This window comes from Pseudomonas anguilliseptica, assembly GCF_900105355.1.
Lineage (GTDB): Bacteria > Pseudomonadota > Gammaproteobacteria > Pseudomonadales > Pseudomonadaceae > Aquipseudomonas > Aquipseudomonas anguilliseptica.
The window spans coordinates 2911922-2936938 of sequence record NZ_FNSC01000001.1; the positions used below are offsets into that span (position 1 = coordinate 2911922).

Annotated in this window: 24 protein-coding genes; 14 read left to right on the forward strand and 10 right to left on the reverse strand. The window is 60.8% G+C overall.

Annotated elements, in window-relative coordinates:
* Window positions 1–3: 3 nt before the first annotated feature.
* Complete coding sequence (locus BLW24_RS14225) at window positions 4–405, reverse strand: ACT domain-containing protein (RefSeq protein ID WP_090382557.1); 402 nt, start codon at window positions 403–405, stop codon at window positions 4–6.
* A gap of 99 nt (window positions 406–504) precedes the next feature.
* On the opposite strand from BLW24_RS14225, the gene BLW24_RS14230 reads away from it, so the two are divergent.
* Window positions 505–1401, forward strand: a complete 897-nt coding sequence (locus BLW24_RS14230) for a LysR family transcriptional regulator ArgP (protein WP_090382562.1) — start codon at window positions 505–507, stop codon at window positions 1399–1401.
* Here the strand turns inward: BLW24_RS14230 and BLW24_RS14235 are convergent.
* A complete protein-coding gene (locus tag BLW24_RS14235; protein WP_090382568.1) occupies window positions 1391–2446 on the reverse strand; it encodes a saccharopine dehydrogenase family protein in 1056 nt (351 codons plus the stop codon). The genes BLW24_RS14230 and BLW24_RS14235 overlap by 11 nt on opposite strands.
* Window positions 2447–2614: 168 nt before the next feature.
* On the opposite strand from BLW24_RS14235, the gene BLW24_RS14240 reads away from it, so the two are divergent.
* Window positions 2615–3607, forward strand: a complete 993-nt coding sequence (locus BLW24_RS14240; protein WP_090382574.1) for an NAD-dependent epimerase/dehydratase family protein — start codon at window positions 2615–2617, stop codon at window positions 3605–3607.
* Window positions 3608–3624: 17 nt separating this feature from the next.
* Here BLW24_RS14240 and BLW24_RS14245 read toward each other — a convergent pair whose 3' ends face one another.
* On the reverse strand, window positions 3625–3936 hold the full coding sequence (locus BLW24_RS14245) for a hypothetical protein (protein WP_090382581.1): 312 nt from the start codon (window positions 3934–3936) through the stop codon (window positions 3625–3627).
* 162 nt (window positions 3937–4098) lie between these two features.
* Window positions 4099–5079: an IS5 family transposase gene (locus tag BLW24_RS14250; RefSeq protein WP_090375425.1), complete on the reverse strand. Its 981-nt coding sequence runs from the start codon at window positions 5077–5079 to the stop codon at window positions 4099–4101.
* 441 nt (window positions 5080–5520) lie between these two features.
* On the opposite strand from BLW24_RS14250, the gene BLW24_RS14255 reads away from it, so the two are divergent.
* Complete coding sequence (locus BLW24_RS14255) at window positions 5521–6363, forward strand: ATPase (protein ID WP_090382585.1); 843 nt, start codon at window positions 5521–5523, stop codon at window positions 6361–6363.
* 179 nt (window positions 6364–6542) lie between these two features.
* On the opposite strand, the gene BLW24_RS14260 is transcribed toward BLW24_RS14255, so the two are convergent.
* From BLW24_RS14260 to BLW24_RS14270, 3 genes are read right to left on the reverse strand one after another with little or no spacing between them, the layout of a single operon-like run.
* Window positions 6543–7592: an alkene reductase gene (locus BLW24_RS14260; protein WP_090382587.1), complete on the reverse strand. Its 1050-nt coding sequence runs from the start codon at window positions 7590–7592 to the stop codon at window positions 6543–6545.
* 17 nt (window positions 7593–7609) lie between these two features.
* The gene (locus tag BLW24_RS14265) at window positions 7610–8776 is read right to left on the reverse strand and encodes an MFS transporter (RefSeq protein WP_090382590.1); all 1167 of its coding nucleotides are present in this window, start codon (window positions 8774–8776) and stop codon (window positions 7610–7612) included.
* Window positions 8777–8814: 38 nt separating this feature from the next.
* Window positions 8815–9117 carry an ArsR/SmtB family transcription factor gene (locus BLW24_RS14270; protein ID WP_090382593.1) on the reverse strand — a complete coding sequence of 101 codons (303 nt, stop codon included), beginning with the start codon at window positions 9115–9117 and terminating at the stop codon, window positions 8815–8817.
* Between the two features lie 127 nt (window positions 9118–9244).
* On the opposite strand from BLW24_RS14270, the gene BLW24_RS14275 reads away from it, so the two are divergent.
* Window positions 9245–9829 (forward strand): acyl carrier protein phosphodiesterase, encoded by a 585-nt coding sequence (locus BLW24_RS14275; RefSeq protein ID WP_090382598.1) that lies wholly within the window; start codon window positions 9245–9247, stop codon window positions 9827–9829.
* Here the strand turns inward: BLW24_RS14275 and BLW24_RS14280 are convergent.
* On the reverse strand, window positions 9826–10605 hold the full coding sequence (locus BLW24_RS14280; protein ID WP_090382604.1) for a lysophospholipid acyltransferase family protein: 780 nt from the start codon (window positions 10603–10605) through the stop codon (window positions 9826–9828). The two genes, BLW24_RS14275 and BLW24_RS14280, sit on opposite strands and share 4 nt — an antisense overlap.
* Before the next feature lie 196 nt (window positions 10606–10801).
* The gene (gene olsB, locus BLW24_RS14285; protein ID WP_090387746.1) at window positions 10802–11551 is read right to left on the reverse strand and encodes an L-ornithine N(alpha)-acyltransferase; all 750 of its coding nucleotides are present in this window, start codon (window positions 11549–11551) and stop codon (window positions 10802–10804) included.
* Between the two features lie 148 nt (window positions 11552–11699).
* On the opposite strand from olsB, the gene BLW24_RS14290 reads away from it, so the two are divergent.
* From BLW24_RS14290 to BLW24_RS14315, 6 genes are all read left to right on the forward strand, one after another.
* Window positions 11700–12587: an acyl-CoA dehydrogenase middle domain-containing protein gene (locus tag BLW24_RS14290; protein ID WP_090382609.1), complete on the forward strand. Its 888-nt coding sequence runs from the start codon at window positions 11700–11702 to the stop codon at window positions 12585–12587.
* 87 nt (window positions 12588–12674) lie between these two features.
* Complete coding sequence (locus BLW24_RS14295) at window positions 12675–13460, forward strand: oxygen-binding di-iron domain-containing protein (protein ID WP_090382615.1); 786 nt, start codon at window positions 12675–12677, stop codon at window positions 13458–13460.
* Window positions 13461–13583: 123 nt separating this feature from the next.
* Complete coding sequence (locus tag BLW24_RS14300) at window positions 13584–14708, forward strand: serine hydrolase domain-containing protein (protein ID WP_090382623.1); 1125 nt, start codon at window positions 13584–13586, stop codon at window positions 14706–14708.
* Window positions 14705–15037 (forward strand): amidase, encoded by a 333-nt coding sequence (locus BLW24_RS14305; protein ID WP_090382626.1) that lies wholly within the window; start codon window positions 14705–14707, stop codon window positions 15035–15037. Before BLW24_RS14300 ends, BLW24_RS14305 begins: the two co-directional genes overlap by 4 nt.
* A 122-nt stretch (window positions 15038–15159) precedes the next feature.
* Window positions 15160–16317, forward strand: a complete 1158-nt coding sequence (locus BLW24_RS14310; RefSeq protein WP_090382629.1) for a phospholipase D-like domain-containing protein — start codon at window positions 15160–15162, stop codon at window positions 16315–16317.
* A gap of 90 nt (window positions 16318–16407) precedes the next feature.
* Window positions 16408–17019, forward strand: coding sequence for a DUF2846 domain-containing protein (locus tag BLW24_RS14315; protein WP_090387747.1), 612 nt, complete (start codon window positions 16408–16410; stop codon window positions 17017–17019).
* Window positions 17020–17094: 75 nt separating this feature from the next.
* Here the strand turns inward: BLW24_RS14315 and BLW24_RS14320 are convergent, their stop codons facing one another.
* Entirely contained in the window at window positions 17095–18270 is a 1176-nt protein-coding gene (locus BLW24_RS14320; protein ID WP_090382633.1) for a thiolase family protein, read from the reverse strand.
* Between the two features lie 182 nt (window positions 18271–18452).
* On the opposite strand from BLW24_RS14320, the gene BLW24_RS14325 reads away from it, so the two are divergent.
* The 4 genes from BLW24_RS14325 to BLW24_RS14340 all read left to right on the forward strand — a co-directional run bounded on the left by BLW24_RS14325 (window position 18453) and on the right by BLW24_RS14340 (window position 25009).
* Window positions 18453–20135, forward strand: a complete 1683-nt coding sequence (locus BLW24_RS14325; RefSeq protein WP_090382638.1) for a fatty acid--CoA ligase — start codon at window positions 18453–18455, stop codon at window positions 20133–20135.
* A 371-nt stretch (window positions 20136–20506) separates the two neighbouring features.
* Window positions 20507–22420: a DUF1302 domain-containing protein gene (locus BLW24_RS14330; RefSeq protein ID WP_090382642.1), complete on the forward strand. Its 1914-nt coding sequence runs from the start codon at window positions 20507–20509 to the stop codon at window positions 22418–22420.
* A 172-nt stretch (window positions 22421–22592) separates the two neighbouring features.
* Window positions 22593–23684: an IS630 family transposase gene (locus BLW24_RS14335; RefSeq protein ID WP_090382645.1), complete on the forward strand. Its 1092-nt coding sequence runs from the start codon at window positions 22593–22595 to the stop codon at window positions 23682–23684.
* 23 nt (window positions 23685–23707) lie between these two features.
* Window positions 23708–25009 (forward strand): DUF1329 domain-containing protein, encoded by a 1302-nt coding sequence (locus tag BLW24_RS14340; RefSeq protein WP_090382647.1) that lies wholly within the window; start codon window positions 23708–23710, stop codon window positions 25007–25009.
* Window positions 25010–25017 lie beyond the last annotated feature (8 nt).

A 25017-nucleotide genomic window follows, 5' to 3' on the forward strand; every position in this document is an offset into this window, starting at 1 on the left:
CGATTATTCCGCCTGCTCACTGAGCTGTTGCAGAACGGCCAGCGCGCGCAGCCCATCAGCGTGGGCGACGAACAGGTGGTCGTGGTAGAAACCGGCGATCACGTTGCAGCTGATTCCGGCTTGCGCCAGTGCGCTGGCAACGGCAGCCGTCAAGCCGACGGCTTCGAGTGCCGAATGCACATGCAGTGTCAGCCAGGCGGCTACGTAGCTGTACGGCAAGCCCTGGTGCTCGGCTTGCTGGCGCTGCACGATGACCGTGAGCCCTTCGGCTTCCTGAAAGCTGCCCAGCGGTTGTATGCCTTGTAGCTGCGCGGTATCGCTTAAACAGCAGAACACGTATGCGCCATCGTTCAGGTGAGGGTTCATGCTGCGCAGCAGGGCTGTCAGTGAGGTTTCGCCGGCCATGCGGATTGCCTTGTTCAGGGTGGGGATGCTGGTCAGTCTGCTGCGGCCGGGTATATAAGAGAAACCAATAATCCTGATTGCTCATTAGGAAATCTTATTTTGCTGGATTACAAACTACTCGCCGCCCTGGCCGCGGTTGTCGAACAGGCCGGCTTCGAGCGGGCGGCGCAGGTGCTGGGGTTGTCGCAATCCGCCGTGTCGCAGCGGATCAAGCTGCTCGAGGCGCGGGTTGGTCAGCCGGTACTGGTGCGTGCGGTGCCGCCGGCGCCGACGGAAATCGGTCGGCGCTTGCTTAACCATGTACAACAGGTGCGTTTGCTGGAACGCGATATTCAGGCGCAGGTGCCGGGGCTGGACGAGGGCGGTTTACCGGAGCGCCTGCGCATCGCACTTAACGCCGACAGCCTGGCCACCTGGTGGGCCGGCGCGGTGGGCGCGTTCTGTACCGAACAGCGTTTGCTGCTGGATCTGGTGGTGGAGGATCAGGAGGTCGGCCTCAAGCGCATGCGCGCCGGCGAGGTGGCGGCCTGCGTATGCGCCAGTGAGCGCCCGGTGGCCGGTGCGCGGGCCATGCTGCTGGGCGCGATGCGTTATCGGGCCATGGCCAGCCCGGCGTTTATCGCCCGGCATTTTCCAAATGGAGTAACGGCGCAGGCGCTGGCTCATGCCCCGGCTATCGTCTTCGGCCCGGATGACCTGTTGCAGCACCTTTATCTGTCCAGCCTGGGCGTCGAAGGTGGTTTTGCCCACCACCTGTGCCCGTCATCCGAAGGTTTTATCCGCCTGGCGCAGGCCGGTTTTGGCTGGGGGCTGATCCCCGAGCTGCAAGTACTGGGGGAGTCGGCCCGTGGCGAGTTGGTTGAGTTGATCAGCGACCGGCCAATCGATGTTCCTCTGTATTGGCATCACTGGCGCAATGGCGGCGAGTTGCTTAATCAGCTGACGCGCCACCTTACCCACGCCGCAAGCCATAGCCTGGTCGCACTCAGGAAATAACCACCTTTCCCGAGCCCGGCAGCTGTTCCACGCAGCGTGCACCGAGCAGTTTTGACGGCGTGAAGTAGCCGCCGGGGCCGCTGTAGTTCAGCAAGTGCCGTACGGCCAGCAAGGCACCGTGCACAGTGACGTCATAGCCGTTGGCGGTTTCCAGGCGCGCGGTTTTTATTACCCCTGCGGCATTGTGCACCTCGCCCCACAGCCAGGTGCGCTGACGTGCGCGGCTGGTTTCATCGGGGCCGCTGACGCGTTTTTCGATCAGCCGCTTGAGCCAGTTCTGCACCGCATCCAGGCCCAGCAGGCCACGCAGCGGGTCGATCAGGCGCATCACGATGGCGGCCGCTGTTGGTGTCGGCAGGTACACCTCGATATTGTCGATACTGGTGGAGTGGTAGGCGGTGGAGACATCGCCCCAGGGAATGGTTACCGCTGGCTTTTCACCGCGGCCAAAGTTGATGGCGCGGCGTTTGTAGCCCAGCGGCACATCGGTGATCACCCCTGCGCGACGTACCTTGCCGCCAAACTTCAGGCCTTCCAGCGAGGTTTTTGCCGTGCCGGGCGACAGCCCGCTGCCAGAGTCGAAGCCCAGCGCCAGGTGCGTGGCATCGGGCAGGGCCTGGTACAGGCAAGCGGCGAGGCAATCGCTGGGGATCACATCGAAGCCCACGCCGGGGCAGACCACCACGCCCAGCTCGCGGGCCTGCTGATCACGCTGGTGAGCGGCTTCGAACACGCTGATCTCGCCAGTGATATCGACGTAGTGGGTGGCGCTGGCCAGGCAGGCGTCGAGCATCGGTGCGCTGGTGGCAGAAAATGGCCCCGCGCAGTGAGCGACCACGGCAATATCGGCCAGGGCTTCCTTGGCGCGATCCAGTTGGTGGATATCGAATATCCGGCATTCCAGGCCCAGCAGGCTGCCCTGGGCGTGTACGGCGGCCGGATTGCGCCCCGCCAGAATGGGCGTGAGGCCCTGACGCTTGGCTTCGGCGGCCAGCAGGTGGCCGGTGTAACCGTTGGCTCCGTAGATCATCCAGTGCGTGGCCATCCCGTGGCTCCTAAGTTGTTATTGGTTTGCGTCTGGCAGCTTAGCCGCTGTGAGCGGTGCTGTTGCCTATCGCAGGGTGTGTGCAGTCGCTGTTCTGGCTTGCAATGCCACGGCGGCGGCTGACATGCGCTGCTAGAGTGGCCTGCAATCATGGCAAAGGGGGCGGCAATGAAGATTCTGGTAACCGGGGCCAGTGGCTTTATCGGTGGGCGTTTCGCTCGCTTTGCCTTGGAGCAGGGCCTGAGTGTGCGGGTCAATGGGCGGCGCGCCGAGGGCGTTGAGCACCTGTGTGCGCGTGGCGCGGAGTTTGTCCAGGGTGATCTGTCCGACCCGGAGCTGGTGCAGCAGCTGTGCCGGGATGTTGAGGCGGTGGTGCACTGCGCCGGCGCGGTCGGCGTCTGGGGGCGTTACGAGCACTTTTATCAGGCCAACGTCACGGTCACCGAAAACGTGGTCGACGCTTGCCTCAAGCAGAAGGTGCGGCGTCTGGTGCACCTGTCTTCGCCGTCGGTGTATTTCGATGGTCAGGCGCATGTCGGCCTGCGTGAAGAACAGCTGCCCAAACGTTTTTCCGATCATTACGGCAAAACCAAGTTTCTCGCCGAGCAGCAGGTGTTTGCCGCTCAGGAGTTCGGTCTGGAGGTGCTGGCGCTGCGTCCGCGCTTTGTCACCGGCGCAGGCGACACCAGCATCTTCCCGCGGCTGATCAATATGCAGCGCAAAGGACGCTTGTCGATTATCGGCAACGGCCTGAATAAGGTCGATTTCACCAGCGTGCACAACCTCAACGAAGCACTGATGAGCTGCCTGCTGGCCGCCGGGCCGGCGCTGGGGCAGGTGTACAACATCAGCAACGGCGCGCCAGTGCCGCTGTGGGACGTGGTCAACTATGTGCTGCACAAACTCGACCTGCCGCCGGTGACCCGCCATCTGCCCTATGGCCTGGCGTATGGCGCTGCGGCGCTGAATGAAGGCGTGTGCAAGCTGTTACCCGGTCGCCCGGAACCGACGCTGTTTCGTCTGGGTGTGGCGGTGATGGCCAAGGACTTCTCTCTGGATATCAGCCGCGCGCAGCAGTATCTGGAGTACGAACCCAAGGCCAGCCTGTGGAGCGCTCTGGATGAGTTCTGCGCCTGGTGGCAGGCGCATCATCCGAGCTGATTGCGGGTAAACAGGCTTCAGGCGTAAACGCGCTGCCCGCGATACATGCGCACCGATGCGCTGGGTGGGCGATGCGCGCTTTCTTCCACCAGCAGCGGGTGTCCGGCCTGCATACGTGGTGTGGTCGCGGGCTCGCCGAAGGGGCGGTCGCTGTACTGGGCCAGCAGTTGCCCCAGTTGGCGGGTTTCCTCACTGCTTGAGGTGAGGCAGGCACTGAGCATGCTGTTGATCGCATCAGGCTGGCTCATGCGAATGTCCACCGTCAGTTCTTCGCGCAGCCTGCGGCGCAGGCTCATCATGCAATCCAGTACTTCTCTGTTCAGCTCCATGGATCTTTCCCCCCTAGGGATGGTCTGAAGTAGCCATGTATTTCTGGCTGACTTCAGCCCCGCCGATTTTGAAAGCGGCAAATCGATCAAAAACGATCAGATTACCCATTCATTTCTGTGTTTTTAGCCGCCGCGAGTAGCTCGCGGCAGCCATTTCCCGCATTACAGGCGCACCTCTCCTGCATTGGTCAGTAAATGTCGGCGTGCCATCCACAGGTTCGACAGCGCGAACAGCGTCACCAGTTGCGCCGTGTTCTTGGCCAAGCCACGGAAGCGTGTCTTTACATAACTGAACTGACGCTTGATCACCCGGAACGGGTGCTCAACCTTGGCGCGCACCTGGGCCTTGGCCTTCTCGATCTTGCGTTTGGCTTTGTACAGCGGGCTGCTCTTACCCAGCTTCTTATAGGTGCTGCGGCGGGCAGCAACCTGCCAGATCACCTCGCGCCCATCATGTTCGGGGCGCTTTTCGACGCCGGTATAACCCGCATCGGCGCACACCACGTTTTCCTCGCCGTGCAGCAACTTGTCGACCTGAGTGACATCCGCCACGTTGGCCGCCGTGCCTACCACGCTGTGTACCAGCCCCGACTCGTCATCCACGCCAATGTGCGCCTTCATGCCGAAGTAGTATTGGTTGCCCTTCTTGGCCTGGTGCATCTCTGGGTCGCGTTTGCCGTCCTTGTTCTTGGTCGAACTCGGCGCATTGATCAGCGTGGCATCGACGATGGTGCCTTGGCGCAACGACAGGCCACGGTCGCCAAGATAGCCATTGATGACGGCCAGGATGCCGGCAGCCAACTCATGTTTCTCCAGCAGACGACGGAAGTTGAGGATGGTGGTTTCGTCGGGGATACGTTCCAGACTCAGCCCGGCGAACTGCCGCAGGATAGTGGTCTCGTACAGCGCTTCTTCCATCGCCGGGTCGCTGTAGCCGAACCAGTTCTGCATCAGGTGCACACGTAGCATCGCCATCAGCGGATAGGCCGGCCGACCGCCTTCACCCTTGGGGTAATACGGTTCGATCAGTGCGATCAAACCCTTCCACGGCACCACCCGATCCATCTCGATCAGGAACAACTCTTTGCGGGTCTGCTTGCGTTTGCCGGCGTACTCGGCATCGGCGAAGGTCATTTGCTTCATCGGAAAACTCGGCGGGTGGCGTCCGGGCATTTTGCCAAAATCAGGAAGTCTTATTCAGAGTTTCCCTAGCTATTACAAGTGGGCATTGCGGCTGGGTGTCACCCAGTCGCAATGCCACCGGCCTGGTCTCGCCGCGTTTCCCGCGTGCGGATCGCGCCTGCAACACCTTTGCTCCCTGGTGCCGCAATAACGTCGCAAATAGACAAGTGCAAAGCGCATACCAGTTCACACTCTGTGGAACTGTGCGGCCTGCAGCGAGTCGATGGCCTGTGCCGTGCCCTTCGTCGGTGCGTTTCGCACTGGCATGGCGCGACACTGAAGCGCTGCGCGCGAACCGTTATACTGCGCGGCAATTTGCTTGGAGCCTGTCGGGCTTTTCCGCCGCCGAGCAATGTTAAGCCCGACTGGCTCCTCACCCCGCGCTTTCTTGAAGGTTGACCCATGCGTAACGATGCCCACGACGAACTCGATCACGTGCCCAGCCTGCGGGCTGATCAGCGCGATCACGATGACTATCAGACGGATCACCCAGAGCCGGCACGCGGCAGCAGCTATGGCCGTGCGGCGAGCGCTGCACCGGTGAGGTCGGCCAGTACCGGCCCACTCTGGGCGCTGGTTGGCGCCTTGATGATCGCCCTGGGCGGGCTCGGCTGGTGGAGCTTTCAGCAGATCAGCCTGATGGAGCAGCAACTGGTCGCCACTCAGGAGAGTTTCGCGCGTATCAGCGAGGAGGCCGCCGGGCGTATTCAGGATATTTCCGGCAAGGTGGTGGCCACCGAGTCGTCGGTCACCAGTGGCAGTGAAGCGCTGAAGCTGCAGGTCAAGCAGCTGGAAAGCAAACTGGCCGAGCTGAGCAAGCAGCAGGGCGTCAGTGGGCAGAATAGCGAGCAGAGCAAGCGCCTTGAGCAGCTGGCCGCGCAGCTGAAAGGCCAGGAAGGTGGGGATGCCAAGCTGGAAGGCATCCTCAACAAACTCAGCGCCGAACAGGCGGTGCTGAAAAATGAGCAAGCCACCCTGAAAAGTACGCTGGCCGGGCAAAGCAAACTCGACGAGAAACTTGCCGGGTTGAGCGGCGAAATTGATGCGCTGAAGAAACAGGGCAACCCCAACCAGGCCATTGCCCGTGTCGAGCAGGACCTGTTGGTGCTGAAAAGCGATCTGGAAACCCGTACCGCTGGCAGCAGCACGGCTGAGTTCGATGCCTTCCGCGCGCAAATGACTCGTAACATCAGCACCCTGCAGGCGCAAGTGCAGAACTTGCAGCAGCAGATCGACGCACGCTGAGTAAGTTGCAACGGAAAAGCCCGCCAATTGGCGGGCTTCTTTTTTGAGGCATTTAAACCTCAGGTTGATACTGGCGAGCCTCTGTGGAAGGCGCTTTAGCGGCGAACGTTCGATAACGCTATCGCGGCTAAAGCGGAATGCCGCCCAGCCCCTCCTACGACAGAGCGGCAGCCTCCGGCTTACAGCGTTGGGTAGTCGAGGTAGCCGACCGGACCTTGGCTGTAGAAGGTTTCCGGGCGTGGCGCATTCAGCTCGGCATCCTGCGCCAGGCGCGCGGGCAGGTCCGGGTTGGCGATAAACGGCACGCCGAAGGCCACTGCATCGGCCTTGCCTTCAGCCAGCCAGGCATTGGCCTGATCCTTGGTGAAGCGTTCGTTGGCGATAAATACGCCGCCGAAGGTTTGTTTCAGACTTGGTGACAGGCTGTCGTCGGCCTCCTGCTCACGGGCGCAGATAAAGGCGATGCCGCGTTTGCCCAGCTCCTGCGCCACGTAGGTGAAAGTCTCGGCGCGGTTGGCGTCGCCCATATCGTGGAGGTCAGCCCGTGGCGACAGGTGTACGCCAACGCGGCCAGCGCCCCAGACTTCGATTGCCGCATCGGTGACTTCCAGCAGCAGGCGTGCGCGGTTTTCCAGGTTGCCGCCATAACGGTCGCTGCGCTGGTTGGTGCTGCTCTGCAGGAACTGGTCGAGCAGGTAACCGTTCGCGCCGTGGATTTCCACGCCATCAAAACCGGCGGCTTTGGCGTTTTCCGCGCCTTGGCGATAGGCCTCGACGATATCAGCAACTTCTTCGGTTTCCAGGGCGCGCGGGGTGACGAATTCCTTCATCGGGCGCACCAGGCTGACGTGGCCCGCCGACTGGATGGCGCTCGGCGCGACCGGCAGTTGACCGTTCAGGTAGATCGGGTCGGAAATGCGTCCAACGTGCCACAGCTGCAGGACGATCTTGCCGCCTGCGGCGTGCACAGCCTTGGTGATATTGCTCCAGCCGCGTACCTGATCAGCCGACCAGATGCCGGGGGTGTCTGGGTAGCCGACGCCCACAGGGGTTACGGAGGTGGCTTCACTGATGATCAACCCGGCGCTGGCGCGTTGTACGTAGTACTCGGCCATCAGCGCATTGGGCACGCGGCCCTCATCGGCGCGGCAGCGGGTCAGCGGAGCCATGATGATGCGGTTGTTGAGTTGCAGGTCGCCAATCTGGATCGGGTCGAAAAGCGTAGTCATGGGACGGTCCTCTCAGGTTATTCGTTGAGTGCAAGTTGTGGTTCAGGGCTACGGGTACTGAAGGTCAGCAGGGTGGCCAGCAGCGCCAGTACCGCCAGGGCGGCAGCGGCCAGGGGCACGCGGGTCAGGCCGAAACCTTCGGCAATCACCAGGCCGCCCACCCAGGCGCCGAGGGCGTTACCGAGGTTGAAAGCGCCAATATTCAAGGTCGACACCAGGTTCGGTGCTCCGCTGCCAAAGGCCACCACATTGACCTGCAAGGCCGGCACGGCCGCGAAGGCGGCGGTGGCCCAGAGGAACAGGGTGAATTCGGCGGGGATCAGCGCCTGGCTGGTCCAGTTGAACAGGGTGGAGATCACCGCCATGGCGATGAATACGCCGACCAGGGTGGCCTTCAGGCTGCGGTCGGCCACGCGCCCGCCGAGCACGTTACCCAACGTCAGACCGAGGCCAATCAGCAGCAGGGTCCAGGTCACACCGTTGGGCGACACGCCCGTGACTTCACCAAGCAGCGGCGCAATGTAGGTGAACAGGGCAAACATCGCCGCGGAGAACAGCGCCGTGGTGCTCAGCGCCAGCCACAGGCCGGCACCGCGCAGGGCGCGCACTTCGCTGGCGAAGTCGGCCTTGGCTTCATCGCTCTTGCTAGGTAACACGCGCCACAGACCGATCAGTGCGATCACGCCAATCAGGGTCACGGCCCAGAAGGTCGATCGCCAGCCAGCGTACTGACCGAGGGCGGTGCCCAGCGGCACGCCGAGCACATTGGCCAGGGTCAGGCCGGTAAACATCAAGGCTACGGCTGAAGCGCGGCGATTGGCCGGCACCAGGCTGGCGGCAACCACCGAGCCGATGCCGAAGAACGCGCCATGGCAAAGGGCGGTGATTACCCGGGCGAGCATCAGCATCTGGTAATCACTGGCCAGGGCGCAGAACAGGTTGCCAGCGATAAAGATGCTCATCAGCGTTAACAGTGAGGCTTTGCGCGGCCAGCTGGCGGTGGCCAGGGCCATAAACGGCGCGCCGATGGCCACGCCCAAGGCGTAACCGGTGACCAGCCAGCCGGCGCCGGGAATCGACACACCGAGGTCGCCCGCGACTTCCGGCAGCAGACCCATGATGACGAATTCCGTGGTGCCGATGGCAAACGCGGACAAAGCGAGGACGAGAAGCGCTGCAGGCATGCCGTCAGCTCCTGAAAAAAGTGAATGTAAAAGTTGGTTTAGAGCGCTTGGCTGATGTGGTTGAGGAACGCCTGGATGGTCTCTTCATTGCGTTTGAAGAAGTTCCACTGGCCAACCTTCTTGCTGCTAATCAGGCCGGCACGTTGCAGGGTTGCCAGGTGCGCGGAGACTGTTGATTGCGACAGCCCGGTGCGCTGATCGATCTTGCCTGCGCACACACCGATCTCCAGCGGGTGATCCTGGTCGGCGAAATACGCCTGCGGGTCTTTCAGCCAATGCAGGATGTCACGCCGCACGGGGTGGGCCAGGGCCTTGATCACTTCATCGATGTCGAGTTGCATGCGGGGTATCCCCTGTGTGCGGTAACGCCATATCGCGATGGGGCGAACTCTATATCGGCTTCTGGCGATATACAGATCGTTCGTGGCGATAGTCATCATCATGGCGGCTGATGTGTAAGCTGTGGCCATGAATTACCTCGCGCACTTACATCTCGGCGGCGACGCGCCGGCACAGCTGCTCGGCAGTCTGTATGGCGATTTCGTCAAAGGGCCGCTGGCTGGGCAGTGGCCGGCGGATATCGAAGCGGCCATCCGCCTGCACCGACGCATCGATGTATTCACCGACAGCCACCCGCTGCAAGCGCAGGCACGGGCGCGCTTCGCCCTAGAGCGGCGACGCTACAGCGGCATCTTGCTGGATGTGTTTTTCGATCACTGCCTGGCGCTGAATTGGGGCGACTATGCCGCCGAGCCGCTGCCGCATTTTACTGGGCGGGTGTATCAGGTGCTGGCCGCCGAGCCACACTTACCCGAGCGCCTGGCACGTATTGCGCCGCGCATGGCCGCGCAGGACTGGCTGGGCAGTTACCGCGAGTTTGCCGTGCTGGAGCAGGTGGTCGCGGGGATTGATCGGCGGCTTTCGCGGCCGGGCTTGCTGGCCGGCGGTGCCGCCGAGCTGGAGCGGCTGTATCAGCCGCTGCTGGAGGATTTTCGCCAGTTCTATCCCGAGTTGCAGGACTTCGTTACTCGCGAGCGTGGGTTAGGCGGTTAGGCGGCCTGGCTTTCTTCCTCGCATAGTTCCGCGACTCCAAATAATGCCTGGCTGATCGCTTGCTGCGCCGCGCGGGCCAGTGCGTTGCGGTTCAGCTCGCTGCTGGCAATTGGTGGCAGCAGCTGGATCTGCACTTCGCTCAGCTCGCTGCTTAGCAGGCGCAGCAGATGCGAGAGCATGTCGTCGTCACCAATAAACGGTGCCACGCTACAGGGCTTGCCGTCGCGCAGGTAGCGGATGGCCACCGGCTGTACTGATACGCCGCTGTCGATCGCGCTACTCAGCAAGCGGCCGTGGAAGGTCCGCAGGCCCAGCCCATCGGTGGTGGTGCCTTCGGGGAAGATCAGCAGGTTACGCCCGCGTTGCAAGTGGTTGCCCAGCTGCTGGCTGAGCAGGCCGCTATCACCCGAACCCCGGCGAATAAACAGGGTGCCGGCCTTGTGCGCCAGCCAGCCGGCCACCGGCCAGGTGCGCACCTCAGCCTTGGACAGAAAGGACAGCGGAGTGAGCATGCCGAGCAGCGGAATATCAGTCCAGGACACATGGTTGCTGACCCACAGCATCGGCTGACGCGGCAGCTCGCCCCGTACCTGCAAGCGGAATGGCAGCGCCCCGGCCAGGCGCGCGAGAAACCAGCGGGTCAGGCGTTGGCGGGTTGGCATCAGGTCATGCCGCACCAGGCGTTCGAGCAGGGTGATGCCCGCCGCCAGCAGGGTGCCGAGGCTGATCACCAGTAGCAGGCGCGTCAGGCGCAGGTACAAACGCACCTTCTTCATCGAACTCTCTCGCTGCAAAAACACAAACGCCGGCACTGTCTACAGAGTGCCGGCGATTTGTGCAACTCTGCTCCGATCTGCTGTTAGTGTGTAGGTTGGGTTGAGAAGCGCAGCGACGAAGCCCAACAAGCGATGACCGGTGCACGTCGATGTCAGACGGACATCGTCCGTTGGGCATCGCTGCGCTCAGCCCAACCTACACGGCGGCCTTAAAGTGCCGGGCGTAGCGCGGGCATAGCTCGTCACGCTTGAGCAGGATAAACACGTCGGCGACCTGGAAATCCTGATCCCAGCACGGCTCGCCGCAGATCTTCGCGCCCAGGCGCATATAGGCCTTGAGCAGCGGCGGCATTTCGGCGATCACGTTGCCCGGCACATCCAGCGCCGGCAGCGGGGTTTTCGGTACGGCGCGCAAATGCTCGGTACATAGGTAGCGTTCACGCAGGCGCTGCATGATCGCCTGGGCCTGGATGCCACCGGCCTGCATGGAGATGCTCGCGCAACCCATCAGGTAGCGGTAAGCGCCTTGGTTGAGTACTTCGGCCAATTCGCCCCAGAGCACGGCGATGGTCGCGCCGTTGCGGTAGGCTGCGTCGACGCAGGTGCGGCCGATTTCCAGCACCGGCCCTTCAAGGTGCGGCAGGCCATGCAGGCTGAATTCTTCTTTGCTGTAGAAGCGCCCCAGGCTGGCGGCCGCGCGGTGGTCGAGCAGGCGGGTGGTGGCCACCAGCTCACCGCTGCCCAGGTCACGCACGCCGATGTGTTGGCAGTGAATGTCGTAGTCATCCATGTCCAGGCCCAGTTCGGCACCCTTGAGCTTGGCATCGAATTCGGCGCTGAATACGCGAAAGCGCAGTGCCTGGGCTTCGCGCAGGGCGGCAGCGCCTTGCAAACGCTCGGCCTGCAGGCGGCGAGCGGGAGTAGCTTTAAGTGCCATCTGGGTCATGCCGTCATCTCCATTAGCCGGCTTTTTGCCTTGCAGCCGGTCGATCTTGTTGGGCAAGCTCAGGCTAGGTAGCGCTGGTGTCACCTCCATGAAGATTTGGTGATGCTTGTGTGACACTGATTTCAATCCCTAGAACAAGGAACAATGCATGCCCTGGCAACAGCTGTTGAGTCCGCAAGCGCGTCTGCCGGTCACGGGGCTGGAGGAGTGGTATGCCAGCCTGCTCGAGCGCATCGGCAACCCAACGCCGTTTCAGCTGGCCCTGCTCGGTGGCCGGTTGGCCGCGACGCCGGGGCTGGCGTTTCTCTCCGGCTATCAAGGCGCGTTACGCGCACTCTGGCCGGCCGCGCCCTGGACCTTGGGCGCGCTGTGTGTAACCGAGAATCGCAGTACCCGTCCGGTGGACATGAGTACGCGGATCGCCGCGCTGACCCTCAATGGCCGCAAGGATTTTGTTACCGCTGCCGATTCCGCCGACTGGTTGCTGGTGGCCGCCCGTGAGGAAACCGACGGCGCGCCGGTGCAGCTTGCGCTTGGGGTGGTGCGCAATGGCGCGCCGGGGGTGAAGATCGAGACACTGCCGGTATTGCCGCTGATGCCGGATGTCAGCCATGGCCGTCTGCATCTACAAGGCGCGCATTGCGAGCGGCTGCCCGGTGACGGTTGGGATGCTTACGTAAAACCCTTCCGCACATTGGAAGACACCCATGTGTTGGCAGCGCTGACGGCCTGGCTGTTTGGCGTGGGGCAGGAGTCGGCCTGGCCGCAGGCCCTGCAGTTGCGCTTGCTTGGTCTGTTGGCCGGCTGCGCGGAAGTGGCTCGGCAATGCCCGAGTGCGGCGGGCAGTCATCTGCTGTTGGCCGGGCTGTTTGCTCAGTTCGACAGCCTGCGCAGTGATCTGGACAACGCCTTTGCTGCCGGCGATGCGCACTGGGCGCAGCTCTGGCAACGCGACAAAGGCCTGCTGGCGATTGCAGGCAGCGCGCGCAGCAAACGTTTGCACAAGGCACAGGCGGTGCTCGGCATCAACCTTTAACTCGGCATGACGTGCCGGCTTGATCCAGATCAGTAAGGCTGAGTTGCTGCGCCAGTAAGCTCGCGGGCTTTCGGGAGAGAGCCTGCCATGCGACGCGAGCCCATAATGCTGTTCGATAACGGCGAGCATCAATGCATGATGTTCGATGACCTGGTTAGCGGGGAGGGCGTGCAGTCCAACCAGTTTCTGATCACCGACAACGAGCAGTACCTGCTGCTCGATCCGGGCGGTGACCTGACCTACACGCCGCTGTCACTGGAGCTGTCCAAGCACATTCCGGTACAGGACCTGACTTACATCTTTGCCTCGCACCAGGACCCGGACATCATCGCCTCGCTGGATAAATGGCTGCTGCACACCCGCGCACGGGTGATCTGCTCCAAACTCTGGGCGCGCTTTCTGCCGCACCTGACGGCCAATTACCTGGCACTCAGTCGTGGCATCAACACCTTTGACCGGATTATCGCGCTGCCGGACCGTGGCCAATCCTTCAGCCTTGGCAAATGCACGCTCAAGGCGGTCCCGGCGCATTTTCTCCACTCGGTGGGCAACTTCCAGTTGTATGACCCAGTGAGCAGAATTCTGTTTTCCGGTGACATGGGCGCCTCGATGGTCGATGACGCACACCCGGTGACGGACTTCGTCAACCATGTGCCGAACATGCTCGGTTTTCACCGGCGCTACATGGCCGGCAACAAGGCCTGCCGTCTGTGGGCGGCGATGGTCCGCGAGATGGATGTGGCGATGATTGTGCCGCAGCACGGCCGACCCTTTGTCGGCGCAGAAATGATCAATGCCTTCCTCTACTGGATCGAGAACCTGGAGTGCGGCATGGATCTGATGGGGCCGGAGGATTACCGCCTACCGAAATAGTGGCCTAAATAAATGCTGTGACTTTTCGCGCCGAATTGCCGGCTAAACCGGCGTGTTCGGCGCTATTTGTCGTCATCGGCAGCATGCTAGGGTGCCGCCTTCGATCCCAGCAGAGGCGGCTCCATGTCCTTCACTCCCTTTCCCGCGCGGCGGCTGATGTTGGCGTGCGTCTTCGCTCTGGGCTGCGCTACGGCGCAGGCCGAGAACTGGCCTGGCAGCGACTGGGACAGTCAGCTGGCTGCGCCGAGCGCCGCCCTCAGCGAGCTGGAAAGCTACGCCTTTCCCGACCGCGATGACGCCACCCGCAAAGGCGTACGCACTGATGCCCTGCTGGTGATCCGCGATGGCCAGGTGGTCTATGAGCGCTATGCCGCACCGACCACTGCCGCCACGCCACACCTGACCTGGTCGATGGCCAAGAGCCTGTTGGCTACTACTATAGGCGTGGCCTACGGCCAGGGCCGCTTCCGTCTGGATGCGCCGGTAGCCGATTACTACCCGCCGTTTGCTGCACACCCGCAGGTCAAGGTTGGCCACTTGCTCAACTGGGCCTCGGGCCTGGACTGGCAGGAAGATTATGAATACGCGCCACTGAAGTCCTCGGTGGTGGCGATGCTCTACACCCGTGGTCGCAGTGATATGGCGGCGTTTACCGCGGCGCATAGCGCCGATGCTGAACCGGGGGCGCGCTTCCGCTATTCCAGCGGCGATACCAACGTGCTGGCCGCCGCCTTGAAGAACATGGTGGGCGAGGCGGCTTACGCTGATTACCCCTGGACCGCACTGTTCGATCCGCTGGGGATCACCACCGCAGTCTGGGAGCGCGATGCCGCCGGCACCTTTGTCGGTTCCTCATACGTCTACATGAGCGCTCGTGACCTGGCTCGTGTCGGCCTGCTGATGCAGCGCGATGGCCGTTGGGGCGAGCAGCAGTTGTTGCCCAAGGCCTGGGTCGACTTCAATCGCACGCCGTTTGCCAGCTACCAACCGCAGGCCGAAAAGCCGGGTGAGGCAGTGCCCGGCGGCCAGTGGTGGCTGAACGCGGCGGTAGCCGGTGCGAGCAGGCCGTGGCCGGATGCGCCGGAAGACACCCTGGTGGCGTCCGGGCACTGGGGGCAGGGGTTGTATGTGATTGCCAGCGAAAACTTGGTGATCGTGCGTTACGCCGATGACCGCGATGGCAGCTTTGATCGCAACTATTTTCTCAAGCTGGTTCTTGCTGCGTTGGCCGATGAGGTGCAGCCATGATCCGTCGTCGTCCGTTCAGCAGCCTGTTGTTGCTGATTGTGATGCTGCTCGCCGCCCTGGCCTGGCAGAATCGCGTACACCTGCAAGCCTTCCCAGGCATCATCGGCGCTTACTCGGCCAAGGAATATTGTTCGTGCCGCTATGTGGCGAACAACCCGGCCGACTACTGCGAAGCGTATGTGGCGCAGTATGTTTCGCTCTCCGGCTTCTTCGATGATCAAGCCAACAAGCGCGTGACCGCGCGCGGCCTGGGCAGCACCCAGAGCGCGCAGTGGCTGGGCCCGCGTCAGGGCTGTCAGCTATTACCACAGGCCGCGCCGCTGCCGTAACAGGGCTGCGTCTGGCTGATCGCTCGGCAGGGTTTGCAAGGCCCTGCCGGGCGGCTATGGTGGCGACTCCATTTCCCATGCGTGAGCCGCAATGCGCAGAGTCAACCGCCGCGTGAACGGTCATGCCGCATAACGTCTTTCCCTGGCGACGCGGTAATGCACTGACCTTGCTGATCGATGGGCCGCAGTTCTTTGTGCAGATGCTGGCGCGCATCGACGTCGCGCAGCGGCAGGTCGAACTGGAACTCTATCTGGTGGAAAGCGGAACCTGCGGGCGCGCCTTGCTGGCGTCGTTGTGCGCGGCTGCCCAGCGTGGCGTCGTGGTGCGTTGTCTGCTGGATGCCTTTGGTGCGCAGGGTTTGCATGCCGCGGATCGGCAGATGCTGCAGGCCGCCGGCGTGCAGGTGCAGTGGTACAACCCACTGCGCTGGAAGCATGGTGTACGCAACTTTCATCGTGATCACCGCAAGCTTCTACTGGTCGATGGGCAATTTGCCTTTGTCGGCGGTACTGGCGCGACCGATGAATTCTGGCAGCCGGAGCAAGACAGCAGCCTTTGGCATGAGGTTATGGTGGAAATCAGCGGGCCGCTGGTGGCCGACTGGCAGCAGCTGTTTGAACGCCAGTGGCAGGCGAGTCAGGCCTGGATTGCCTGGCGACCGCGTATGCCTCTGCGCCTGAAAAACCTGCCGGCATTGCCTGCACTGGGCCAGGGCTTGGGCCGTGTGGCCTTTGCCGATGCTTCGCAGTATCGCGACATCCTGCTTTCGCTGGTGCGCGCACTGCGCGGCTCCAAGCAGCGCATCTGGCTGGCAACGCCCTATTTTCTGCCGACCTGGCGCGTGCGTCGCACCCTGCGTCAAGCCGCCAGGCGTGGCGTCGAGGTGCATCTGTTGCTGGCCGGCCAGAATACCGATCATCCGCCGGTGCGCTTTGCTGGCCAGCGCTACTACGCCAGCCTGCTCAAGGCCGGGGTACGCATCTTCGAGTATCAGCCGCGCTTTCTGCACCTGAAGATGGTGTTGGTGGATGACTGGGTCAGCGTCGGTTCCTGCAACTTCGACCACTGGAACCTGCGCTTCAACCTGGACGCCAACCTCGAAGCGCTGGACCCGCAGTTTACCGCCAGCGTGGCGGCAAGCTTTCAGGCGGACTTTGCCGATAGCCAGGAAATCACCCTGGCCGATTGGCGCGCGCGGCCCTGGTGGCGGCGCGTGCAGCAATCCATCTGGGGCGCGCTGGATCAGTTGCTGGTCAACCTGCTCGATCGTCGCCGCTGACCCGCACTTGTTCGGCCCGCACTTTTGTCTGGTGTGGGGCGAGCAGGGCGCGGCTATGCTCGGCACATAACTCAAATAAGGATGCTGTCGATGCATGGTCTGCCCTGGCTTGCAGTGCTGTTGTTGGTCGCCTTGAGTGGTTGCTCGACCCCAGGGGCATTTTTTGGGGAGACCGAGGGCGAAGCGTTTCGTGAGCACGTGCTCAGTGATGACAACCACGCGCTGGTTTACCTGTACCGCCCACAAAGCGACTGGGCAGACCAGGAGCTGGAAGCGCCTGCGCTGTTTCTGAACAACGCGCGCATCGGCAGCCTGCCGAGCAATGCCTATATGGTGCTGGAGTTCGATATCGCCAGTTACCAGCTGGAGATGCGTCGGCCGCTGTTTGGCACGCACTGGACCTTCTTCGCTGACGGCCCGCTGGACTTCACCCTGATCAGCAGCTTCACCCTGGATGCTGAAGCTGGTGGTATCTACTACCTGCGCTATGACGAGCTCAACCCGCCGCCAGTCAATGAGCAGGCGTCCAGCCAGGGCGATGGTCCGCTGCAACTGGTATCCAAGGCGGTGGCGGACGCGGAAATCGGTGCCACCCGGGAGATTCAGCCTTTCGAACGGATTGCCGCCAGTGGCGAAACCGAGCGCATGCAGCGCAGCTTCTGGCGCAAGGTTGGCAAGTCGCTGGACAAAATCGGCATCTAAAACGCAACGGGCCAGCGCAAGGCTGGCCCGTTACTGCGGCTTTAACATGGCCATTGCGGCCATGCATCGATCCTTTTAAATCAGCTCAACCGCTACAGCAGTGGCCTCGCCGCCACCGATGCACAACGAGGCGATGCCGCGTTTGCCGCCGGTGTTTTTCAGTGCGTTGATCAGGGTCAGGATGATTCGCGAGCCGGTGGAGCCGACCGGGTGGCCTTGGGCGCAGGCGCCGCCGTAGACGTTGACCTTGGCGTGATCCAGGCCGTGCTCACGGATGGCCAGCATGGTGACCATGGCGAAGGCTTCGTTGATCTCGTACAGGTCAACGTCAGCCTTGTCCCAACCGGTTTTTTTCAGCAGGTTAGTGATCGAGCCAATCGGCGCGATGGTGAACTCGCTTGGGTCCTGGCTCTGGGTGGCGTGGGCGACAATCTTCGCCAGTGGCTTGAGGCCACGCTTGGCGGCTTCTTCGGCAGTCATCAGCAGCAGCGCCGAGGCGCCGTCGGAGATCGAGCTGGCGTTGGCCGCCGTGATGCTGCCGTCCTTGCGGAAGGCCGGCTTCAGACCTGGAATTTTCTCCAGGTTGGCGTTCAGCGGCTGTTCGTCATCCTTGACCACGACATCGTCCTTGCGGCCGCTGACGGTGATCGGGACGATTTCCGCATCCAGCGCACCGCTGGCGATGGCGGCTTGGACTCGTTTCAGCGACTCGATGGCGTAGGCGTCCATCTGCTCACGGGTGATGCCGTACTGGTCAGCGGTTTCTTGGGCGAAGGAGCCCATCAGGCGGCCGGTGCGCGCATCTTCCAGGCCGTCGAGGAACATGTGGTCCTTGATCTCGCCGTGGCCCATGCGCAGGCCCGCGCGGGCCTTGGTCATGATGTAGGGCGCGTTGGACATGCTCTCCATGCCACCGGCAATCATCACGTTATTGCTGCCGGCCTTGAGCGAATCAAACGCCATCATCACCGCTTTCATACCCGAACCGCAGAGCTTGTTGATCGTGGTGCAACCGGTAGCAGCGGGCAGGCCGGCGTTCAGCGACGCCTGGCGGGCCGGGCCCTGTTTGAGGCCGGCAGGCAGCACGCAGCCCATGATCACTTCCTGTACGTCGGCAGGGGCAATACCGGAGCGCTCAACTGCCGCGCGAATGGCGGCCGCACCCAGGTCAACCGCGGCAATGCTCGACAGGCTGCCTTGAAAACCACCCATCGGCGTACGTGCGCCGCTGACGATGACGATATCGGACATCAGAAAATTCCTCGTTTTTGTAGTAGATCGTGGGCCAAACACATCGGATGCGAGCCACCGATTCTACTGCGTGACTAAAAATGCCCAAAGAGTCACACGAAAAATCATTCTTTGGGCTGATTTGATCCGGCGGCGGGGGCTCTAGATTGGCCGCACTGAAAAAACCAACAATAGGTACCGCCATGCTGCAGACTCGCCTGATTGCTCCCGCCGACAATGCACACCAAGCGCCGCTGTTGATCAAGCGTCTGCTGCTGTCGGGCATTCGTTACGAGAAAACCCGCGAAATCGTCTACCGAGATCAACTGCGTTACAGCTACGCGACCCTCAACGAGCGCGTGGCGCGCCTGGCCAATGTGCTGACTGAGGCCGGGGTCAAGGCCGGTGACACTGTGGCCGTGATGGACTGGGACAGCCACCGTTACCTGGAGTGCATGTTCGCCATTCCGATGATCGGCGCAGTGCTGCATACCATCAATATCCGCCTATCGGCCGATCAGATTCTCTACACCATGAACCATGCCGACGATAAGTTCGTGCTGGTCAACAGCGAGTTCGTGCCGCTGTACAAGGGTATCGAAAGCCAGCTGACGACGGTGGAGAAGACCATTCTGCTCACCGATGCCGCCGAGAAAACCGCCGACCTGGGCGGCCTGGTCGGTGAATACGAAAACCTGCTGGCCGCCGCCAGCGCGCGTTACGACTTCCCGGATTTTGACGAAAACTCGGTCGCCACCACCTTCTACACCACTGGTACCACCGGCAACCCCAAGGGTGTGTATTTCAGCCATCGCCAGTTGGTGCTACACACCATGGCCGAAGCCAGCGTGCTGGGTAGCCTGGACAGCATCCGCCTGCTGGGCACCAACGATGTGTATATGCCGATCACCCCGATGTTCCACGTGCATGCCTGGGGCATTCCATATGTGGCCACCATGCTGGGGATCAAACAGGTCTATCCCGGCCGTTACGAGCCGGACATGCTTTGCCGCCTGATCAAAGAGGAGAAGGTGACCTTCTCCCACTGCGTGCCGACCATTCTGCAGATGGTATTAGCTGCTCCAGGTGCTCAGGGCCACGACTTTGGCGGCCTGAAGATGATAATCGGCGGCAGCGCGCTCAATCGTTCGCTGTACGAAGCGGCCAAGGCGCGCGGCATTCAGCTGACCGCCGCCTACGGCATGTCGGAAACCTGCCCGCTGATCTCCTGCGCGCATATCAACGATGAGCTGATGGCCGGTAGCGAAGATGAACGTACCACCTACCGGATCAAGGCTGGCGTGCCGGTGCCGCTGGTGGAAGCGGCGATCATGTCCGCTGATGGCACCCTGTTACCGGCCGATGGCGAAAGCCAGGGCGAACTGGTGCTGCGTGCGCCGTGGCTGACCCAGGGTTACTTCCGCGAACCGGAGAAGGGCGCCGAGCTGTGGGAACACGGCTGGCTGCACACTGGTGATGTGGCGACCATCGACGATTTCGGCTTTATCGATATCCGCGACCGTATCAAGGATGTGATCAAGACCGGTGGCGAATGGATTTCCTCTCTGGAGCTGGAAGACCTGATCAGCCGTCACCCCGCTGTACGTGAAGTGGCTGTGGTCGGTGTGGTCGATCCGCAGTGGGGCGAGCGGCCATTCGCCCTGTTGGTATTGCGCGATGGCCAAAGCCTGGATGCCAAGGGTCTCAAGGAACACCTCAAGCCTTTTGTCGATCAGGGCAGCATCAACAAGTGGGCGATACCGTCGCAGATCGCCCTTGTTACCGAAGTTCCCAAGACCAGCGTCGGCAAGCTGGATAAGAAGCGCATTCGCCTGGATATCGTCCAGTGGCAGACCGCGGGCAGCCCGTTTCTGTCGACTGTCTAAGGTGTTGTGCTGCGGGTGAGGCGCAAGCCTCGCCTCTTTGCGTGCTTGCCTTGCAGTACCGCAAAAGCCTGATGATTAGAGCCTTTCAGCTGATTCCGTAGGGTTTTTCTGGAGAGTTTGGCGAAACTCTCTGGGCTGTTCGATTCGCGCCAAGTCAGGGTGCTTTTGGTGACTGATCAGTCAAACAAGCGTTTGGCTTGCTAATTGCTCATTCCAAGCCATTCTTGGCTCTGCCGGCTGTGCCAAACACGCCGAAACCTGCGAGCCAGAGTGCCTGGGGGCTGCAAATCACACTTTAGAGGGATCAAGCAGAAGTACCCGCTGGCTATAGTCCGCACCATCCATAACAAAAAACACATGGAGTAGCGTCGATGACAAAAACAAAACAAACCTGGCTCCTGGCAAAACTGCCACTGGCCGTCAGCCTCGCATCCACCCTCGCCGCACCTGCATTCGGCGTTACTTTCAATATCGGTGAAATCGAAGGTCAGTTCGACTCGTCCCTGTCGGTTGGCGCGAGCTGGTCGGTGCGTGGCGCTGATCCAGACCTGATAGGTTCCAACAATGGTGGTAAAGGACTTTCTCAAACCACCGATGATTCGCGTCAAAATTTCAAACGAGGCGAAACCTTCTCAAAAATTTTCAAGGGTATTCATGACCTTGAATTGAAATACGGTGATACCGGTGTATTTGTGCGCGGTAAATACTGGTATGACTTTGAGCTGAAAGACGAAAGCCGTCTGTTTAAAGACATCAGTGACAGCAATCGCAAAGAAGGTGCTCAGTCATCCGGTGCGCAAATTCTCGATGCCTTCGTTTACCACAACTACGCCATCGGCGATCAGCCGGGTTCCGTTCGTTTGGGTAAGCAAGTTGTAAGCTGGGGCGAAAGTACCTTCATCCGTAACAGCATCAACGAAATTAACCCGGTCGATGTGTCCGCATTCCGTCGCCCAGGTGCTGAAATCAAGGAAGGCTTGATTCCGGTAAACATGTTCTATGTGTCGCAGAGTCTTACCGAAAACCTTTCCATGGAAGCTTTCTACCAGCTTGAATGGGATCAGACCGTGGTTGATAACTGCGGCACTTTCTTTGCCCAGGCCGATATCATTGCCGATGGTTGCAACAACAACCTCCGTGTTCTGAGTAACAACCCCTTGGCTGGCGCAGGCGTGAACAACACCTTGCGTAATCTAGCAGCGCTGACCGGTGGGGCGCTGCCAAACCGACCAGATCTGGTTATTGACCAAAACAGCGAAGGCGTTCTTGTCCGTCGTGTCGCAGACCGCGATGCGCGTGACGATGGTCAGTGGGGTACTGCCTTCCGCTACTTCTCACCAGCCCTGGACACCGAGTTCGGCGCTTACTTCATGAACTATCACAGCCGTACTCCAGCCTTCAGCGCTGCCGGTCCTGCTGCGAATGTTTATTCAACAGCGCAGGCGGCCTTCACCGGCCCTAATGCTCAGTTGCAACCACTGGTTGTGGCGGGTAATTCGACTTATTTCCTGGAGTATCCAGAAGATATCCGGCTCTACGGCCTGAGCTTCTCGACAACGCTGCCCACCGGTACAGCAGTGAGTGGCGAAGTAAGTTATCGCCCGAATGCCCCGGTGCTGTTTAACACCACAGACATCTTGTTTGCTGGGGTAAACCCACTGGGTGGTTTGTTCGGTAATGCTTCCCTGATTGATGGGCAGCCTGGCCAGGAAGTAAACGGTTACCGGCGCAAGGAGGTCACTCAGTTCCAGACCACCTTTACTCACTTCTTTGATCAGGTAATGGGCGCCAGCCGCCTTACCTTGGTCGGTGAGATCGGCGTTGTGCATGTGGGCGGCCTTGAGAACTCCAGCGAAATTCGCTACGGCCGTGATCCGGTTTACGGTCCAGGTCCTCTGCCAGCAACCGGTGCACTGAATACCTGCAGCACGCTGAACGCCAGCACTCTTGGTACTGCAAGTCTCGAGAATCAGTCCAAGTACTGTGAAGACGATGGCTTCGTGACTTCCACTGCTTGGGGCTACCGTGCTCGCGCTATCTGGGATTACCCGGATGTCTTCGCGGGTGTGAACCTGAAACCGAGCGTTTCCTGGTCGCATGACGTTGATGGTTATGGTCCTAATGGTCTGTTCACTGAAGGTGCCAAGGCTGTGAGCCTGGGTCTGGACGCTGATTACCAGAACACTTACACCGCCAGCTTGGCCTACACCGATTTCTTCGGCGGTAAATACAACACTTCAATTGACCGCGACTTCGTTGCGCTCAGCTTTGGCGTGAACTTCTAAGTAAGCGGACGAGATTTTTAAGGACGACTATGACTATGAAAACAACAAAAAGTCTGCTGCAAACTGGCGCCCTGACACTTTCGCTGCTGGCTAGTGAGCTGTCTGTAAAATTCGTTAATCCAATGCCGAGCCAGTATACTGCGCGCTCTATCGTCATGAATTGAGCTCCCATATGGCCCGGCCAGCAGCCCCATTCTTCTTGAGTCCCAGTGATGCCGACATGCTGCAAGGCTGGTTACGCATGGGATCGCTGCCTCAGAGCATCGGCCAGCGGGCCAGAATTCTGTTGCTGCTGGCCAACGGTCTCACGCCCAAGGAGATCAGCGAGCAGCTGCAAGTCTCTGCGCCAGTGGTCTTCAAATGGCGTAAACGCTACCAGGAGACCGGTCTGGAGGGGCTGAGTGACCTGCGGCGCAGTGGAGCGCCTCGCAAGCTCAACGAAGCGAAGATCAAGGAAATCCTGACGCTGACGACCCAGCGAGTCCCGCGCGAAGCTACCCACTGGAGCCTACGGTTGATGGCCAAGTACGCTGGGGTCAGCATCTGGCAGGTCGCACAGGTGTGGGCTGCTGCCGACCTCAAGCCGCACCGGTTGAAAACCTTCAAGATCAGTAACGACCCGCACTTTGCAGACAAAGTGGTCGATGTCGTCGGGCTCTATTTGAATCCGCCCGACAACGCCCTGGTGCTATCTGTTGACGAAAAAACACAGATCCAGGCGCTGGACCGCACACAGCCCATGCTGCCGCTCAAGCCCGGGCAGATTGAGCGGCGGACGCATGACTATAAGCGCCACGGTACGGCCAGTCTGTACGCAGCCTTTGACATCCTGACGGGTAAGGTCATCGGCCGTATCACCCAGCGGCACAGGGCCAAGGAGTTTTTGGAGTTCCTTCGACAGATCGACCGCAGCACCCCCGTCGAGCTGGACCTGCATGTAATTCTGGACAACAGCTCGACTCACAAGATCGCTGCCGTCAGGGAATGGCTGGAGAAGCATCCCCGTTTCAAGCTGCACTTCACACCGACCAGCGCCTCGTGGCTGAACGCCGTGGAGGGCTGGTTTGCGCAACTGGAAAGACGGGCGCTTTATCGTGATGCCTTCAGCAGCGTGGCTGACCTGAGAGCGGCGATACGTCGCTTCATTGAGGCTCATAACGAACATTCGGCTAAGCCGTTCCGCTGGAGCAAAACGGCTGAGTCGATTATCAGCTCCGTGCATCGAGCAAAGCTGGCTGTAATTCGGAATGAGTTATTGGATTAACCAGACAGGCCACTAGTGGTGTGATGGCGGCGGTACCGCCGGATGAAGCTGCCAAACTGGGTACTACGCTGACGCCAGTCGGTGCGGAAATGGCGGGCAATGCGGATGGTTCGATCCCAGCGTGGACTGGCGGCCTGCCAGCCAGCGCCGGTACTGCTGATAGCGCAGGTTTCCTTTCGGATCCGTTCCCGAGCGAGCAGCCGCTGTTTACTATCACCGCGCAAAACGTGGAGCAGTACAAAGACAAACTGACCCCTGGCCAGTTGGCGATGTTCAAGCGTTATCCGGAAAGCTACAAAATGCCGGTGTTCGCCACTCATCGTACGGCGACCATGCCGGACTTTATTCTGGCGGCTGCGAAGAACAACGCAGTCAACACCAAGATGGTCGAAGGCGGCAACGGTCTGGAGAACTTCGAGCAGGCTAACCCCTTCCCGATTCCGAAAGACGGCCTGGAAGCGATCTGGAACCACATCACTCGCTACCGTGGTGGCAGCGTGAAGCGTCTGGTAACTCAGGCGACTCCACAGCCGAACGGCTCCTACAGCCTGGTTTACTTCCAGGATGAGTTCACCTTCCGTGGTGCGCTGAAGGATGCCGATACCAGCAAGCCAAGCAACGTACTGTTCTACTTCAAACAGCGCGTAACCGCCCCTTTGCGTCTGGCAGGTAACGTGCTGCTGGTGCACGAAACCCTCAACCAGGTTAAAGAGCCGCGTCTGGCGTGGCTGTATAACGCCGGTCAGCGTCGCGTGCGTCGTGCACCGCAGGTATCGTATGACGGTCCAGGTACCGCCGCTGACGGTCTGCGTACGTCCGACAACTTCGACATGTACAACGGTGCTCCTGACCGTTACGAGTGGAAGCTCAACGGCAAGAAGGAAATCTACATTCCTTACAACAGCTACCGTCTGGACTCGCCGAAGCTGAAGTATGACCAGATCATCAAGGCTGGCCACATCAACCAGGACCTGACTCGTTACGAGCTGCACCGCGTATGGCACGTGACCGCAACCCTGAAATCGGGCGAGCGTCATATCTATGCCAAACGTGACTTCTACCTCGATGAAGACACCTGGCAAGCTGCTGCCATCGACCACTACGACGGTCGCGGTACCCTGTGGCGTGTGGCTGAAGCCCATACTCAGTACTACTACGACAAACAAGTGCCGTGGTACAGCGTAGAGACCCTGTATGACTTGCTGTCCGGTCGTTACCTGGCTCTGGGCATGAAGAACGAAGAGAAGAGCGCTTACCAGTTCGACTACCCGGCCAAGGAAAGCGATTACACCCCAGCTGCCCTGCGCCAGGCTGGCGTACGCTAAACCTGAGT